Source organism: Lentilactobacillus kisonensis DSM 19906 = JCM 15041 (assembly GCF_001434135.1).
GTDB classification, from domain to species: Bacteria; Bacillota; Bacilli; order Lactobacillales; family Lactobacillaceae; genus Lentilactobacillus; species Lentilactobacillus kisonensis.
In genome coordinates this window covers 80,679-96,802 of sequence record NZ_AZEB01000006.1, presented here as the reverse complement: position 1 = coordinate 96,802, position 16,124 = coordinate 80,679, and the positions used below count along the sequence as shown (strand labels likewise).

15 protein-coding genes are annotated in these 16,124 nt (G+C 42.2%); 4 read left to right on the top strand and 11 right to left on the bottom strand.

Annotation, left to right across the window (positions count from 1 at the left end; all coding sequences use genetic code 11):
- Nucleotides 1–8: 8 nt before the first annotated feature.
- The 4 genes from FC98_RS04650 to purB all read right to left on the bottom strand — a co-directional run bounded on the left by FC98_RS04650 (nucleotide 9) and on the right by purB (nucleotide 4,902).
- On the bottom strand, nucleotides 9–1,685 hold the full coding sequence (locus FC98_RS04650; protein ID WP_056949262.1) for an alpha-glucosidase: 1,677 nt from the start codon (nucleotides 1,683–1,685) through the stop codon (nucleotides 9–11).
- A 175-nt stretch (nucleotides 1,686–1,860) separates the two neighbouring features.
- On the bottom strand, nucleotides 1,861–2,595 hold the full coding sequence (locus FC98_RS04645) for a LiaF transmembrane domain-containing protein (RefSeq protein ID WP_008856021.1): 735 nt from the start codon (nucleotides 2,593–2,595) through the stop codon (nucleotides 1,861–1,863).
- Nucleotide 2,596: 1 nt separating this feature from the next.
- Nucleotides 2,597–3,049 carry a LytTR family DNA-binding domain-containing protein gene (locus FC98_RS04640; RefSeq protein WP_040471100.1) on the bottom strand — a complete coding sequence of 151 codons (453 nt, stop codon included), beginning with the start codon at nucleotides 3,047–3,049 and terminating at the stop codon, nucleotides 2,597–2,599.
- Between the two features lie 557 nt (nucleotides 3,050–3,606).
- The gene (gene purB, locus FC98_RS04635; protein WP_008856019.1) at nucleotides 3,607–4,902 is read right to left on the bottom strand and encodes an adenylosuccinate lyase; all 1,296 of its coding nucleotides are present in this window, start codon (nucleotides 4,900–4,902) and stop codon (nucleotides 3,607–3,609) included.
- Nucleotides 4,903–5,378: 476 nt separating this feature from the next.
- Between purB and FC98_RS04630 the strand changes: the two genes are divergently transcribed.
- From FC98_RS04630 to FC98_RS04620, 3 genes are all read left to right on the top strand, one after another.
- Nucleotides 5,379–6,659 carry an adenylosuccinate synthase gene (locus FC98_RS04630; RefSeq protein WP_008856017.1) on the top strand — a complete coding sequence of 427 codons (1,281 nt, stop codon included), beginning with the start codon at nucleotides 5,379–5,381 and terminating at the stop codon, nucleotides 6,657–6,659.
- 199 nt (nucleotides 6,660–6,858) lie between these two features.
- The gene (locus FC98_RS04625; protein WP_008856016.1) at nucleotides 6,859–7,830 is read left to right on the top strand and encodes a GMP reductase; all 972 of its coding nucleotides are present in this window, start codon (nucleotides 6,859–6,861) and stop codon (nucleotides 7,828–7,830) included.
- 104 nt (nucleotides 7,831–7,934) lie between these two features.
- Complete coding sequence (locus FC98_RS04620) at nucleotides 7,935–8,699, top strand: alpha/beta hydrolase (RefSeq protein ID WP_054654829.1); 765 nt, start codon at nucleotides 7,935–7,937, stop codon at nucleotides 8,697–8,699.
- A gap of 367 nt (nucleotides 8,700–9,066) precedes the next feature.
- On the opposite strand, the gene apf is transcribed toward FC98_RS04620, so the two are convergent.
- The 3 genes from apf to FC98_RS04605 all read right to left on the bottom strand — a co-directional run bounded on the left by apf (nucleotide 9,067) and on the right by FC98_RS04605 (nucleotide 12,481).
- Nucleotides 9,067–9,672: an aggregation-promoting factor gene (gene apf / locus FC98_RS04615; RefSeq protein ID WP_476703323.1), complete on the bottom strand. Its 606-nt coding sequence runs from the start codon at nucleotides 9,670–9,672 to the stop codon at nucleotides 9,067–9,069.
- A 215-nt stretch (nucleotides 9,673–9,887) separates the two neighbouring features.
- The gene (gene nhaC, locus FC98_RS04610; RefSeq protein WP_008856013.1) at nucleotides 9,888–11,288 is read right to left on the bottom strand and encodes a Na+/H+ antiporter NhaC; all 1,401 of its coding nucleotides are present in this window, start codon (nucleotides 11,286–11,288) and stop codon (nucleotides 9,888–9,890) included.
- Between the two features lie 638 nt (nucleotides 11,289–11,926).
- A complete protein-coding gene (locus tag FC98_RS04605; protein WP_008856011.1) occupies nucleotides 11,927–12,481 on the bottom strand; it encodes a GNAT family N-acetyltransferase in 555 nt (184 codons plus the stop codon).
- A 90-nt stretch (nucleotides 12,482–12,571) separates the two neighbouring features.
- Here FC98_RS04605 and FC98_RS04600 point away from each other — a divergent pair, with 90 nt between their 5' ends.
- Nucleotides 12,572–12,961: a hypothetical protein gene (locus FC98_RS04600; protein ID WP_040471098.1), complete on the top strand. Its 390-nt coding sequence runs from the start codon at nucleotides 12,572–12,574 to the stop codon at nucleotides 12,959–12,961.
- Here FC98_RS04600 and trxA read toward each other — a convergent pair.
- The 4 genes from trxA to FC98_RS04580 form a co-directional block, all read right to left on the bottom strand.
- On the bottom strand, nucleotides 12,954–13,283 hold the full coding sequence (trxA, locus tag FC98_RS04595) for a thioredoxin (RefSeq protein WP_008856008.1): 330 nt from the start codon (nucleotides 13,281–13,283) through the stop codon (nucleotides 12,954–12,956). The two genes, FC98_RS04600 and trxA, sit on opposite strands and share 8 nt — an antisense overlap.
- Nucleotides 13,261–14,019, bottom strand: coding sequence for a TerC family protein (locus tag FC98_RS04590; protein WP_008856007.1), 759 nt, complete (start codon nucleotides 14,017–14,019; stop codon nucleotides 13,261–13,263). Before FC98_RS04590 ends, trxA begins: the two co-directional genes overlap by 23 nt.
- A 339-nt stretch (nucleotides 14,020–14,358) precedes the next feature.
- Nucleotides 14,359–14,976, bottom strand: a complete 618-nt coding sequence (locus tag FC98_RS04585) for a glycoside hydrolase family 73 protein (protein ID WP_008858320.1) — start codon at nucleotides 14,974–14,976, stop codon at nucleotides 14,359–14,361.
- A gap of 53 nt (nucleotides 14,977–15,029) precedes the next feature.
- A complete protein-coding gene (locus FC98_RS04580) occupies nucleotides 15,030–16,010 on the bottom strand; it encodes a linear amide C-N hydrolase (RefSeq protein WP_056949261.1) in 981 nt (326 codons plus the stop codon).
- Nucleotides 16,011–16,124 lie beyond the last annotated feature (114 nt).

Here is a 16,124-nt window from a genome sequence, read left to right as displayed (position 1 = left end):
GTCCTAATTTAATATTGATAAACTTTTGCTTCATACGGGCGAAGACTATCACCCATATCATCGGTATAATTGCTAATTAATAATTTGGCGTCCACCGGAATTTGATAATGGCGCTCAAGTTTTTCAGCTGTGTAGTTCAGAACAACAAGCAAAGTAGTGTCGGCATTTTTTCGGGTAAATGCATAGACTTTGTCATCATTTTCATTATCAGCAACAAGGTTATAAACGCCGTCAGTAATAACTGGCAAAGTATGGCGAAGGTCAATTAATTTCTGATAATAATAAAAGACTGAATTTGGACCGGCCAATGCCTGTTCAACGTTGACGGATCGATAGTTTGGATTCATATGCTCCCATGGCTGATGTTGTGAAAAGCCAGCATTTTTCTGGTCATTCCATTGCATCGGCGTCCGAGCATTGTCACGGCTATGAAGGCCCAGGTATTTAATCATATCCTTACTGTCAACCAAGTGCATTTCTTCTACAAACTGGTGATAAGCATTAATCGCATCAATATCAACATAGTCATCAATTGACGGGAAGTAGGCGTTCGTCATACCGATTTCTTCACCTTCAAAGACATAAGGCGTTCCCTGTTGCATATGAAGCATCGTTGCTAACATTTTGGCACTCAAAACCCGATTTTGCTCAGTTGAATCATCACCAAAACGTGACACTACCCGTGGCTGATCGTGGTTATCCCAATAAAGCGAATTCCAAGCTTTGCCGGCTAACGCCTTTTGCCACTTAGTAAGATTAGCTCGTAAACCCTTTAAAGATGCTTTGCGGTCACCCCAACGACCAAGTGTCGGATTATCGCTGCCATCTAATCCCATATGTTCAAACTGAAAGACCATGTTAAGCTCTTTGCCGTCAAAATTCGCGTACTTTTGAGCTTCTGAAATATTGACGCCCGGGGTTTCACCAACTGTGACTAAATCATGCTTTGCCATGACATTTTGGTGCATTTCTTGTAAAAACTCATGAATCCGGTGACCATTAGCGACTAATGGTTCAGGGTTCGCGTACTTCTCATGAGGGCCCTTTTCACCATCTGGTAAGCCGTCTGGTTTGGAGATGTAGTTAATAACATCCATTCGGAACCCGTCAACGCCTTTATCAGCCCACCAGTTCATCATGTCATAAACTGAGTGGCGAACATTTGGATTCTCCCAATTCAAGTCGGGTTGTTGCGGCGCGAATAAGTGAAGGTAATATTGATCGCTTTCTTCGTCATATTTCCAAGCAGGTCCCATGAAGAAAGATCCCCAGTTGTTAGGATCTTCCCCATTTCGCCCATCCCGCCAAATGTAATAATCACGGTACGGATTGTCCTTTCCCTTTCGTGATTCTTGGAACCATTTGTGCTCATCAGACGTATGGTTAACAACAAGATCCATCATGACTTTCAGGCCTAAAGTATGAGCTTTGTGAAGCAACTCATCAAAAGCCGCCATATCACCAAAAGTTGGATTAATAGCTTGATAATCTGAAATATCGTAACCGTTGTCGACCTGTGGTGATTTGTAAATGGGGCTGAGCCAAACAATATCAACCCCGAGCTTCTTGATATAATCTAATCTGCTAGTGATCCCTTTTAAATCACCAATCCCGTCATTGTCACTATCCTGAAAACTTGCAGGGTAGACCTGATAAATAACTGCTTTTTTCCACCAATTGCTCAAAGAACATCATTCCCTTTAGAATTATTTAGATTACGCAAACGATTGCGTAATTAATGTAAGCCTTTTCATTCAATTTGTCAACACTTCTTTTTTAAGCAATCCAATTTTCAAAAAGACGCCAAATAAAAAAGGCATCATGAATTCACATATTGAAAATTCATGACGCCAACCACAACTATATATAGTAAACCTGCAAGTTTCCCAGGTTTAGCTTACCCGTCAAATAGACTTTGGGTCCCTCGTGAGGCTGATTATTATTAATAATTTCAACACCACTCATGTTGGGATTAATATGATTGATAATCTCCCAGTCTTTAGGAACAAAGAGTTTAATGTCACACATATACCCTTCAACTTGAATTTTGGCACTGTCACCAATGATGACCGCTTTATCAAAGTACGCCTTAACGCCACCCATCGAAGCATGAATTCTTACTTGTTTGAAATCATCAGATTCAATGTAGCGTACCGTATCACTCATCGTCGTATCGATCACTGAATCTGACTGATTACCAGTATTAATTTCGTCGTCAACTTCGGCGTAATCACCATCCCGACCATCGTAATCAATCCAATCAGACCAACGATGCCAACGCCGCTTGGGATGGAAAATGATGCTAAGCCCGATCGTGATCAGTAAGGCGATTCCCAAAATTGACCATGGAACCAAGTGCGTTATCCCCAATGGTCCCGCGTACAGCATGCTCAAGAAGGCTAATGAAAACACCGTCCCGGCAATACTGCGATCCACGAGTGAAGACAACAGCACAATTGCCAAAATAATGGTTAACACAATTGTTGTAACGCTAATTTTAAAGTTCAACCAACCCATACTAACGCCTAGCCAGCTAATGGCGCCAGCTAAAAACGCAATGCCGACAATCAGTTGATGCTTATTTATTCGACTCATCTCAATGACCTCTTCTTTCCAACCTATCCTTAAGCGGCTTGTAGTACCGCCGAGAGACGTAGACCTGTTTATTTGAATTCTTGAATTTCACCACCACGCTTGAGAGCGAGCGGGTCAGGGAGAAAATGTTACTTAGGTTAATAATGGCTGATTTAGAAACACGGGCAAATTGACCGGTTAACAGCGTTTCTAGTTCATATAATCGGTGATGAATCACGTACTCATCGTCTATCGTGTGGGCATGAACTTGACGGTCAACAGTATCAAAGAACAGAATATCGTCAAGGCTTAGATAATATTCACTGGTCCCTTTATAAAAAACCAATTGCTGAACCTTTGCCGACCGCCTTTGAATTGAATCATACAGTTGCGCAACCTCAGCATCATACTTTGGTGCTTTAATTACGATTTCCTTATCAGATATCTTTTCATCGATTTCAACCCGAACTCTCACCAACCACACCTCCTCCCTCAGTTCATCTTTAAGTAAACCACAAGCCGAAAACTGAATAAATCCTTTTTGCATAAGTGGTTAATTATTAAGCGTCAGTGGTCAACTTGTGTCAGTACTTGTTGTGAGGTAATAAGCCCAATATATCAGAAAAGGTGCCCGAGACAAAGCTGGAAGTTTGTCTTAGACACCGGTTTAGAGTTAGTTCATTTAGTTGTGTAATTAGGTGCTTTTGCAAGTTAGTGATTGTCCTATGTTGTATAGAGTCGGACCGCTCCATAAAGCAGGGATCTGCACATAAGCACATCAAAGTTCGAGTTACTTAGTGATTGTCCCCTTCTTACACAGAGTAGGACCGCTCCGTAAAGCAGAAAGCTGCACCTAAGTCACGCCTGCTAAATTTTGGGCTATTTTAACAATCGTCCTATTGTCATATAGAGTAGGACCGCTCCGTAAAGCAGGGATCGGAACATAAGCACCCTAACCAGAAATCCCCAAAGCCCAGGGATTTCTGGTTAGGGAGACTTATGTTCCGATCCCTAAACGCTTTACTACGCTCACTATTCCAGTCCCACCCTAGCAAATATTTCATCCACATGGCGAATATGATAATGATAATCAAACGCATCTGCAATTTGGTCTTCAGACAATGCGTCTGTAATTTTCTTATCGGCTTCAACTAAATCGCGGAACTGGACGCCCTCATCCCACGACTTTTTTGTCAATGGCTGCACGAGGTCGTACGCTTGTTCCCTGGTCATTCCTGAGTCGATCAGCTTTAGCATTACTCTTTGACTGTAAATCAAGCCATAGGTTAAGCCCATATTCTTCTTCATTCGGTCTGGGAATACCGTCAGTCGTTCCACAATTCTGGAGAAACGATGCAACATGTAGTCCAACAGAATCAACGTATCCGGAATAATGATCCGTTCAGCAGAAGAATGGGAAATATCCCGTTCATGCCACAGCGGTACATCTTCATACGCTGTAATCATATGGCCACGAACCACTCGGGCTAAGCCACAAATGTTTTCCGAACCAATCGGGTTGCGCTTATGAGGCATTGCTGACGACCCTTTTTGGCCAGCATCGAAGTATTCTTCCACCTCATGAATCTCAGAACGCTGTAAGCCGCGAATTTCAGTCGCAAATTCTTCTAAACTAGTTGCAATTAATGCTAAGGTCGAAATGTAATCCGCATGTAAATCACGCGGGAGAATCTGGCTGGTGATCTCTTGGGCATGCAATCCTAGAGAGTCACAAACGTACTGCTCAACAAACGGTGGCACGTTAGCAAAAGTTCCCACCGCACCAGAAATTTGGCCTGCCTCTAATTCTTTTGAGGCCGTTTCAAATCGCCGCTTGTTCCGGTTCATTTCGGAATACCAGCGGGCCAGCTTCAAACCAAAAGTCGTTGGTTCGGCTTGAACGCCATGGGTTCGGCCAATCATCACCGTATCCTTGTATTTCTTAGCTTGTTTAGCAATCACATCGATAAAGTGATCAATATCTTCTTTAATGATTTTATTAGCTTGCTTAATCCGAACACCATAAGCCGTATCAACGACGTCCGTACTGGTGACGCCATAGTGGACCCATTTCTTTTCAGGGCCAAGTGACTTAGAAACGTCACGGGTAAACGCAACGATATCATGATGGGTAACCGCCTCAATTTCAGCAATGCCATCCACGTCAAACGTTGCGTTCTTTTTAATCTTTTCAACGTCGGCTGCTGGAATCTTTCCCAGCTTAGCCCAGGCCTCATCGATGGCAATTTCAACTTTAAGCCATGAGTCATATTGATTGTGTAGTGACCAAATCTTACTCATTTCTGGTAACGAATATCTATCTATCATGTTGTTTCCTTTCTAAAAATAAGTGAGCGGAGCAAAGCGGTTAGGGATCGGAGTGTAAGTCTCCTCTAACGGAAATCCCCGGTTTTGGGATTTTTGTTAGAGGTGCTTACGCGCAGATCCCTGCTTTGCGCAGCTGTCCTCAAAATAGTGAGCGAAATCAGGCGGTTAGAAACCGGAGTGCAAGTCTCCTCTGAGAAAAATTCCCTATTCTGGAATTTTTCTCAGAGGTGCTTACACATAGGTTTTACCTGATGCAGCTGTCCTAAATATTAACATCATAATGATAGCATATAGTTCATGTTTTGACCATATTATGGAAGTAATCTTCATATTATGTTCGTGTCCGGTTTTAAAGTCGAACTTTAAACGTTTTAACCAACGAAATTATTAACCTTTTAGTTGATTAATAGTCTCCATGTTGGTAAAATTAAAAATGCTGGGTTAGGAGCCTAGCAATAAAATGTAGAGGTGTTCATATGTCATCTATTGTGATTGTTGGAAGTCAATGGGGCGACGAAGGAAAGGGTAAAATTACTGATTTCTTCGGCCAAAGTGCAGATATTATTGCACGCTATCAAGGCGGCGATAATGCCGGCCACACCATTGTATTTAATGGCCATAGTTACCACTTACAGCTAATCCCGTCAGGCATTTTCGACCAGGAGAAGTATAGTGTCATTGGCAACGGCGTGGTTGTTAACCCCAAATCTTTGATCAACGAAATGGATAGTTTGAAAAAAGACGGGATTAGCACCGACAACCTCCGGATCTCCAACCGGGCTCAGGTTATTATGCCCTATCACGTCCTATTCGACGGCCTTCAGGAGCAGAAGAAAGATTCCAAAATTGGCACAACCAATAAGGGAATCGGTCCAGCTTACATGGATAAATACGAACGAATCGGCATTCGAATCGCGGATTTGATCGACAAAGACTCATTTGAAGAAAAACTCCGCAGTAACCTCAAACTAAAGAATGAACTACTAGAAAAGATTTACGATACGAAGCCGTTGGATTTTGAAACAATCTTCAATGAATACAACGAATACGCTGACCGAATTCGGCCATACGTCATTGATGCTTCCTACATTATAAATAACGCATTGGATAACAACAAGAACGTTTTATTTGAAGGCGCTCAAGGAGTTATGTTGGACGTTGACCACGGAACCTATCCGTTTGTCACCTCCTCTAACCCCAGTGCTGGTGGTGCAGCCGTTGGGACTGGTGTCGGCCCTAATCGGATCGATAACGTTATCGGTGTTTGCAAGGCTTACACTTCTAGAGTCGGTGAAGGTCCCTTCCCAACTGAATTGAAGGACGAAATTGGTGATCACATCCGAGAAGTCGGCCATGAATACGGCGTCGTCACAAAACGGCCCCGCCGAATTGGTTGGTTTGATAGCGTTGTTCTCCGCCACTCCGCCCGAGTAAGCGGCTATACCCACTTAGCCCTTAACTGTTTAGACATTTTAACTGGCATTAAAACTTTGAAGGTCTGTGTTGCTTATGAATTAAACGGCAAGAAGATCGATCACTACCCAGCAACTTTAAGGGAACTCGATCAATGCAAGCCGGTTTACGAAGAGCTTCCTGGCTGGACTGAAGATATTACCAAGTGCAAAACATTTGATGAACTACCAACCAATGCGCAAAATTATCTCAATCACGTTCAAAAAGCAGTCGGTGTCCCTTACGCAACTTTCTCAGTTGGTCCTGACAGAGAGCAAACTAACGTTGTTGAAAAAGTGTGGTAAAAAGCAATAGTGTGCGGAGCAAAGCGCTTAGGGATCGGAACGTAAGTCTCCTCTAACGGAAATTCCCGGGTCTGGAATTTTTGTTAGAGGTGCTTACGCGCAGATTCCTGCTTTGCGGAGCACCATTAATCTACGTAACCCAGTGCCTATACGCAGACCCTTGCTTTGCGGAACTGTCCTAAAACCTCGGAGGTAAATCATGGAAGTATTTGATTACGAAGACATTCAACTTATCCCTAACAAGAACATCATTAAGAGCAGAAGCGACGCTGACACTTCAGTTAAATTTGGTCCGAAGACATTCAAGATCCCCGTTGTACCTGCAAATATGGAAACCGTGATTAACGACGACCTTGCAATCTGGTTAGCTCAAAACGACTACTTCTATGTGATGCATCGCTTCCAACCTGAAAAACGAGAACCATTTATTAAGAAAATGCATTCACTGAATCTTTACGCATCAATTAGTGTTGGTATCAAGCCTGCAGAATATGAATTTATCGATCAGCTGGTTGCTGACAACCAAAAGCCTGAGTACATCACGATTGATGTTGCCCACGGCCATTCTGATTACGTCATTCAAATGATTCATTATATCAAGGAACAACTTCCAGATAGTTTCTTGATTGCCGGAAATCTTGGTACACCAGAAGCTGTTCGAGAAATTGAAAACGCGGGTGCTGACGCTACCAAGATTGGTATCGGCCCTGGTAAAGCATGTATCACTAAGCTCAAGACCGGCTTTGGTACTGGTGGCTGGCAATTAGCCGCCCTACGTTTGTGCTCAAAGGCCGCAAGAAAACCAATGATCGCTGATGGTGGTATTCGTTATAATGGCGATATTGCCAAATCAATTCGCTTTGGCGCTTCCATGGTTATGATTGGGTCACTGTTGGCCGGTCATGAGGAAACCCCAGGTAATTTGATCAGTATTGATGGTAAAAAATACAAGCAATATTGGGGTTCGGCTTCCGAACGCCAAAAAGGCGCTTACCGTAACGTTGAAGGCCGGCAAATGTTGGTCCCATACCGGGGCCACATTGCCGATACCCTTGACGAAATGGAACAAGATTTGCAGTCATCCATTTCATATGCCGGTGGTCGCAAATTGAACGATATTACAAAAGTTGATTACGTCGTACTTAAGAATTCAATTTTTAATGGTGATTAAGTTGTCGCGTAACTAGTTGACTATTTTAAAAAGTCCTGAGACTATCATGTAGAACGCGTGATAGTCTCAGGGCTTTTGTTGTAACTGAAAGGAATGTCTTAACAATGTCAATTCTAAGTTTTACCCGTGCCTGGTCATCACTTCAAGAACAAACAACCATCAACGTGATCCTACCGAATGAGATTCCTGCTAACCATAAGCTGCAAGTATTGTGGCTACTGCACGGACTCGGCGACAACGGCAGCGGTTGGTTGCGAAAGACCAACCTAGAAGTTCTCGATAAATACACCAACCTGGCAATTGTAACCCCAGAAATGAATCGGAGCTTTTACACTAACATGGCAAATGGCCTCCCTTACTGGGATTATTTAACCAGGGAAGTAATTCCCGAAATGCGTAAGCTCTTGCCACTATCTAGTGATCCTCGAAATAACTTTGTTAGTGGCGTATCAATGGGTGGGTTTGGGGCATTCAAATTAGCTTTCACACATCCCGATTGGTTTAGCGCCGTCATCTCAATTTCATCCGTGGTTAATTTAACAGTTCTTCCAAAATTAATGCCAGATTACGACAATATTTTTGCAGGACCAGCACCGAAACGCTATTTAGAAGAACTGGCTAAAAATGCGCCGCAAGCCGCTCTCCACCGACTTCGAATCTATGATTGCATCGGTGATCAGGATTTCATGAAACACGATAATGACCGCTTTGTTGATTACCTTCAAAACGAGTTAGGTTTAAACGTAGCCTATGTTACTAAAACCGGCAACCACGACTGGCTATATTGGCAGCAGGTTTTGCCTGATATTTTACATTGGCTGCTCGGAATTCGGCTCAGTGATGGCAAGCCGCTAACTTCTTTTGAATAAAGTAAGAACAGCAGCGACAACCCAAAATAGTTACCGTTGCTGTCCGCTTTTCTGCTTGTATGATGAGAAAATAGAGAAAACACAGGATTTAAATTCCCATTATGCATTCAGTGATTTCTCCCTCATATAGTGAAACGCGCTCCGACTAACTGATGCTAACTGAATAAAGGGGCCCCAATCAAAATTCAAACCAGGATTTTAATCCTTATTGTACGTCCGGTAGTTTCTCCTCTATATAGTGGAAAGGCGCTCCGACGACCCCGGTCCTTACACGTAACTAAAAAAATAGATCGATGAACAAAGAACGTTCATCAATCCATTTTTCTAGTTACGCACCAGGACCACCCGGGTCTCGTCGCGCTCTATCTTAATACCAGCCATTTGCTTGCCAGAATGATTGTGCGGCTGACCATGAACCGTAACGACTTGCTACGTATTGGTTAGCAACCTTTTCCTGGTTTGCTGCTGAGTAATCACCATGAAGGTATGATGCTGACAATTGATACTTACCTACATACTGACCATTTCGTGCTGAGTATGAACCGCCTGATTCTTTGTTGGCAATCCAAGCTTTCGCACTGCCGCCGTTTGAAGCAGCTGATGAGTAATTTGAAGTTGTGTTGTTACTTGATGCTTGAGTAGTTGATGTTTGTGGTTGGCTGTAAGTAGTTTGTGCTTGTGTGGTTGTAGCAGCCTGATTGTTGCTTTGCGTAGTGGATGTTGTTGCGGCTGCTGAATCATTTGCACCTGGAATAGTCAACTGTTGACCAACTGTAATGACATTCGCATTCGAAAGGTTGTTGGCGTTTTCGATTGCATTGACGGAGGTATTGTATTGTTGTGAAATACCCCAAACGGTATCGCCGGACTTAACTGTAACTATTGTGGATGCTGATGCATAAGCTGAACCTGCGAAGAATAAACCAATAGCTGCGGCTGAAGTTGCGAGAATCATAGATAGTACTTTTTTCAAAATTACACACTCCTATATCTGTGTTCTGTGTCTAGATTTTTTGTCGACCTCATCGATCAACAATACATAGTGTATAGTTACGTTGTTACTATGCAATATCGACAGTGTTAAAAAAATAGGGTGCTGTGTAATTAATGTAATGGTAAGGTAACGTTTGTCAAAGTCGCTAAGTTAAACCGTTTTTGCAAAGCGTTTCCAACGTTGTTCGCCTCACTTTATTCACGTTTAGTCGATTTATTCAAATATTTCAAACCAATTCCAGTAAAGCCACTTAATATTGAAAATACTGGTGATGACAAGCTAAAAATCGCAAATGGCAGGTAATGGATGGTAGAAACACCCAGTGTATTTGCTGCAAAAACACCAGCAACCCCCCATGGAATCAGGTAATTAATCACCGTCCCACCATCTTCAAGTGCTCGGCTCAACGAAACTGGTGCTAATCCAGCCTTGCTGAATGTTGATTTAAACGCATTCCCAGGTAAAATAACCGACAGATATTGTTCGCCCACAAAAAGATTAACGCCAATCCCACTCAATATCACTGCCACAATTAATGACCCATTTGACCGCAACTTCTTCGATAGCGGCTGCATTACCGCGTCAATCACCCCAAATTCCATTAATAATCCCCCTAGTGCTAGGGCAGAAATAATCAAAGCGATGGTTGCCATCATGCTCATGATTCCCCCACGGGTCAATAAATTATCGACGCCCTTGTTACCGGTTCGAGACACAAAGCCATTTGTTAGAATATCCACGATTGATTGAATCTTAGTTGTTGGCTTGTCAACATAGATCATCCCCACGGCAACCACGATGTTAATAAACAACGTTGGAATTGCCGGAATTTTTCGCCAGGCACACAAAAACATTAAGACAATAGGAAGAAACGCCCAGGCAGTGATGCTAAAATGACGACTTAAAACCTGAATCGTTTGGTCAATTGACGATGCATTTAGATGAGCGTTTGAGCGGCCAATAAAGAAAAAGACAATTAGTGACGTGAGCAGGGCGGGAATAGTCGACCACATTAAGTTACGAATATGGCTAAATAAATCGGCCCCAACAACCGCTGATGCCAGGTTCGTTGAATCGGATAACGGCGACGTTTTATCCCCAAAAATGGCACCAGAGATTACTGCCCCGGCAATCATCGCTGGGTTAATCCCCAATGTGAGCCCCATTCCTAAAAAAGCAATGCCAATCGTCGAAATAACGGTAAAAGCACTCCCAATCGCGGTTCCCACAATTGTACAAACTAGAAAAACCGATGGTAAAAACCACGTTGCACTAATCATATGGAATCCAAACACCATCAATGAAGGAATGACGCCAGCCGCAATCCAGGAACTAATTAACGCTCCAATTAAAATAAAGATAAACATTGGAATAATGCCAGTTGTAATGCCATTGATAATCCCCTGATTAATCGAATCCCATGAAAAGCCACGCGCCTTTGCCCATGCGATTAATAATAAAATAACAAAGAGAATTGGCATTTCTGGGGAAATTTGCAACTTAATCACACTAATCCCCATTACGAACAGCATCACCAACAACACGATAATGCCCTCAGTTAAGCCAATTCTATTTCTACCCTGATCTGAATTCATGATTGATTCTCCTTTATTTTTTTGGTAAGTATTATCTTCTACGTGGAATCTGGTGCTTTGTTCCTGGCATCTTAGTAGAAAACCAGCAATTTGCTCATGAGCTACCCTATTTTTTTCCCCCCAAAAAAGGGATTTCCGATTGTTGGCAATATGGTGAAACGTGCTGCATGACCATATAAATTGGGATTGCACTACAAAGCAAAAAAGCTTCATGTAAGAACCTTCTGGAACACAATTGTAGAAGTTATTTAGTGATTGTTCTCTTTTTACATTGATTAGGACCGCTCCTCAAAGCAGAAAGCTGCACCTAAGCCACTCCGTTCAAAAATCCAAGCCCAGGATTTCTGAACGGAGTCACTTAGGCTCCGCTTTCTAACCGCTTTGTTCCGCTCACTGCACAAAAAAAGCCCCCGCCGCAATTACAATTACGACAGGGACGCTTTACCGTGGTACCACCCAATTTCAAGTCAAAAAGACTTCTCACCAGATGATATCGGTTCTAGTGTTATCCGGAAATTAACTTTCAAGTATTTCACAAAATCATCCTGATCGGTTCGCATCAGCCACCGACTTTCTGACACCCAGATAGTTTTGCTATTTAACCACATTATCCAAACCCAATAATTTAACTGAGAATATTAAACCTCAGTATTTCGAACCCCAAAAAATTCTTCTGGATAGTAAATCTTACCACCCTTATTGAAGAGGCTACCATCCGTTAACGGTTTAATTAAGTTGGCATTCATATCAATTGATAGCGTTGAAAAAATATCAAAGTTATCAGCAGCAACGTAGTTATTCTTATAGAAAAAATCAGAATTATCAATTGCGCTGACCGCTGGATATCCTGCTAACTGCGCCCGATTCTCCAATTCACTCACCATCGCCTGACCAATTCCTTGATTTTGATAATGAGACCCAACACTAATTTCAACAATTGAAGCAACGTCAAATGAATGACGAGAAGAGCTTACCTGAACGGGAATCATTAACGCATGACCAACGATTCGGTGGTCCGATCCCTTTGCTACGATTTCGAAATTAGATTGATACTTTGTGTACGACCGGAGCCGATCAACCATATCCACCTCGTCACCATCAGTGTTAGGCGCATCATTCTTGTAACTATCGGCAATAATTCCGCGAATAGCCGCATAATCGTTTCGATTAATTGTCTCTACTGAAAATTTCAAAATTTCATCTCACTATCTATCTTTTGTATGGTTATTGGTATAATTGTAGCTGAACGATCATCTAAATTCCAATTAGAAAGTTGGCAAACTATGGCTACCAAATCCAAATTGACCATTATTAGTATCTTAACATATTGTCTCTTCGTGATTTTGACATTCTTCACCGGCTTTTTATCACCGGCAAAAATCGGCATTACCTGGACCGTATTTTGGTACGTGGCAGTTGCGGGGATTATTTATTACCTGTGGTTTAAAAATTTAGTTTTCCAAAAAGTTATCTACTACGCCCGCCAATTACAGCTAACCCAAACAGATTTAGCTAAACTACTTCCCAATTTAAAGGAAAGCCAAGTCGTTCCAGATCCCCAAAAGGCAAACTTCATCGCCCCACTATTCAATTTTCCATTGCAGGGATTAGACATCTTAAACAACAAATTAGCCAAGCAAGCTGCCCAACAAGGGGTCAAACCCTTTAGATAGCTTGAACCTCGGCTATTTTTTTATCAAAGTAAGCCGCCAGCTTTTCTTTAGGGTAAACACCAGTGACCTTTTCTGCTGCTTTGCCATTTTTGAAAACAACTAAGCTGGGAACGCTTAACACGTGGTACTTTTCAGCAATTTCCTGATGACCATCAACGTTCATTTTAGCAAACTTAATCCGGTCACCATACGTCTTTTCTAAGTCTGCAAGAATTGGATCTAATATTTTGCAAGGGCCACACCAAGGTGCCCAAAAATCAATAACGGTAATCAAATTATTTGTTTCAGCTTCTAGATTTTCAGGAGTTATTTGAACGCTCATGTTCTTTTTGCCGCCCTTTCCGTACATAGTGAATAACCAATGTCACAATAACCGCTAAAATTACAATAACACCAAACAGCGCTGCCGGAATTTCAATTCCAATAATCGGGATCGATAAAAATAGCTTAAGCGCAATAATCCCAATTAAAATATAAGCCATTGGCTGCAGTTCTGGAATAATCGCCATCAACTTCATAATGACCTCAGCCACGCCACGCATTGCCAAGATTCCGATCATCCCCCCAATCAACACAATAACTGGGTTAGACGAAATTGCCAACGATGCCAATACTGAATCAATCGAAAAAACAACATCCATGAATTCAATTTGTAAAACAACCGACCAAAATAGCGATAGCCCAGTTTTAGATTTGCTAGCTAATTTGTGTGTCCGGACAACCCTGGTCTTTCGGAAAAATGTATATACCAGATAAAATAAATAAAGGGAACCAACGACCTTGATTTCCCAAAAATGAATCATAAACGTTCCAACACCAATAATCAGGAAACGAAAAAGGTAGGCGCCCCACAGGCCATAAAATAATGATTTTTCACGTTGAACTTTTGTTGGAAGCGCTTGCGTCTGAGCAGCGAGGACAACGGCATTATCAACTGATAGCAAACATTCAATTGTTACCAGCGACAGAATAATCAACCAATCGTCCCCACTGGTAATGACGGTTGACCAATTATGTGCATCAAAAAACGGGCCGTACAGATTCGAAACCCAATCCAACAATTTAGCATTCCTCCGATTATGATTATGTATGATTAATTGATTTTTTGTAGTGCATAACTGACTTGTATAACATAAAGTAGGCTTTGGGCTCTTGTGCCAAAATGGTCATTTTAAGGTGATGGTTATTTTATCTCGCCTGGACTAGGACCGCTCCGCAAAGCAGAAACTTCCACATAAGCACCTCTAACAAAAATCCCATAGTTCTAGGCAGCATAGTGGAAACGTGCGAAGCCAAGCAGAGACTTGCACCTAAGCCTTCTCCGCCAAAAATCCAAGCCCGGGATTTCTGGCGGAGAAGGCTTAGGCTCCAGTCTCTAACCGCTTGGTTTCGCACTCTTACTCATTTATCGCCCTCAAATCATATTGGCTCAAATGATATTTTACAATTAAATGATCTAATTTGCTAGCGTAATGGGGATCCGTTGCGTAGCCGTTTTCTTGTAACAGGCTCGTTGACGTGCGATAACTCATGATATTTTTATGCTTGATAAATTTTCTCGCTACCAATTGATTATGATCAATCAAAGCCGCTCTTAGACTCGGATACTTTCTGAACTGTGCCTGTACCTTAATTGACTTCCCGTTTTCCACTTCTCTGGTATAAAACGTGACTGACTGGCCTTGATACGTTCCCTTTACGCCAAACAGGTTATTGGCAGTCTTATACAACAATGAGGTGCCAAATTGAGATTCCAAAATGGCCTGTGCAATCACGACACTCGGCAGGATTTCGCGGTTCTTTTGGTACAACTGCATGGCTGGCGTTGCGATTTGATCAATAAAGTGATTCTTTTGCTTCTTAGAAAACTGCTGAGCTGGTTTTTCCGTAAGTGTTGGAATGTTTCGAGTCGACTGTGATCGTTGATTTATCGCATTTCGAACCACAATTCCGGTTCCAATCACTATAGTCGTGATCAAAATTATAAAAATGACGTGCCAACTTTTTTTCTGCAATGCAATTCTCCATTTAACTAATTTCTACCAATTACGAGGTGGCTCATCCCCATTCACTCTGTATCAGCGAACTGAATTGTATCCTCAACATCAAAAAATTTCAACTGGTTTTTGCGAATTAAATCATCCGTTAGGGTAATTCGCACAACTGATTTGGCGTGATATGGCTGATAGTAATAATGGCGGCTTTCACAACACACAGCTGCTCGATATACCGAATAGGTCGGCTGATGGGCCGTGCTTTTAGGGACGTTGACCGAATCCAAAATATGCCAGCAATTATCTACTGCTTCTGCTTCATTATTAGGTAAATCAATTCTTTCCTTAAGATAAGCAGCGCGGATAAACCGCGAACTTGGTGAGTACGAACCAGGTGGGATTGCCTTTCCTGAAACATTGCCAGTTGTTACCCGTGGCGTATTTAGCGGAACGGTGTGCCTCAAAAAGGCCGGTGTAAAGTCCAAATACTTATCTAAGCGAGCAATCTGACGGTCAAAATGATTACTGTTAGTTAAAATGCCCAAGGGGTTTTCAATGATTTCAATTGGCGAAGTCACTGGTTCCACGACGATGATTCGCCCAGTCCGGTCGCAAGCCACAAAATGTAATTCAGAATGACCATACTTTCTCAGACTATGTTTATCAGCCATCAATTCGATTTGGTCAATATGATCAATGATTTCTTGAACAGACCGATAAGTTGATAACAAATAAAATGATAACTCGAACGGGGCTAAATGAACTTTCCCATCTTCTGGCTCCTCAACGAGTTTACTGCCATTAGTGAACGTGAGCTTCTGGACCGCTAAACCATGTTCGTTAACACCATCTGAAACATCAATTTCCTTGTCATGCGCACTCCCCGATCCCATCAACGCGTACTTAGACACATACCGATGGTCATCATAAACCGAATGCCACTCAAAATTCCGTGGACAAAAAAGCGGCCGGGCGCCAAGCCGGGGCCAGTCCATCGTTCTTGCAATAACATGAGCACCATCAACCTGCCCAATTTGAAAAACACTTGTACACAATGGCTTCCCCTCCACTTCTAAAAATAATGTCACCTATTTCAAAAAATATTATGAGTTTCTATCATGAATTGCCTGAAAACGTATCGCGCTCGGCGTTATAAAATGGTAAACTCT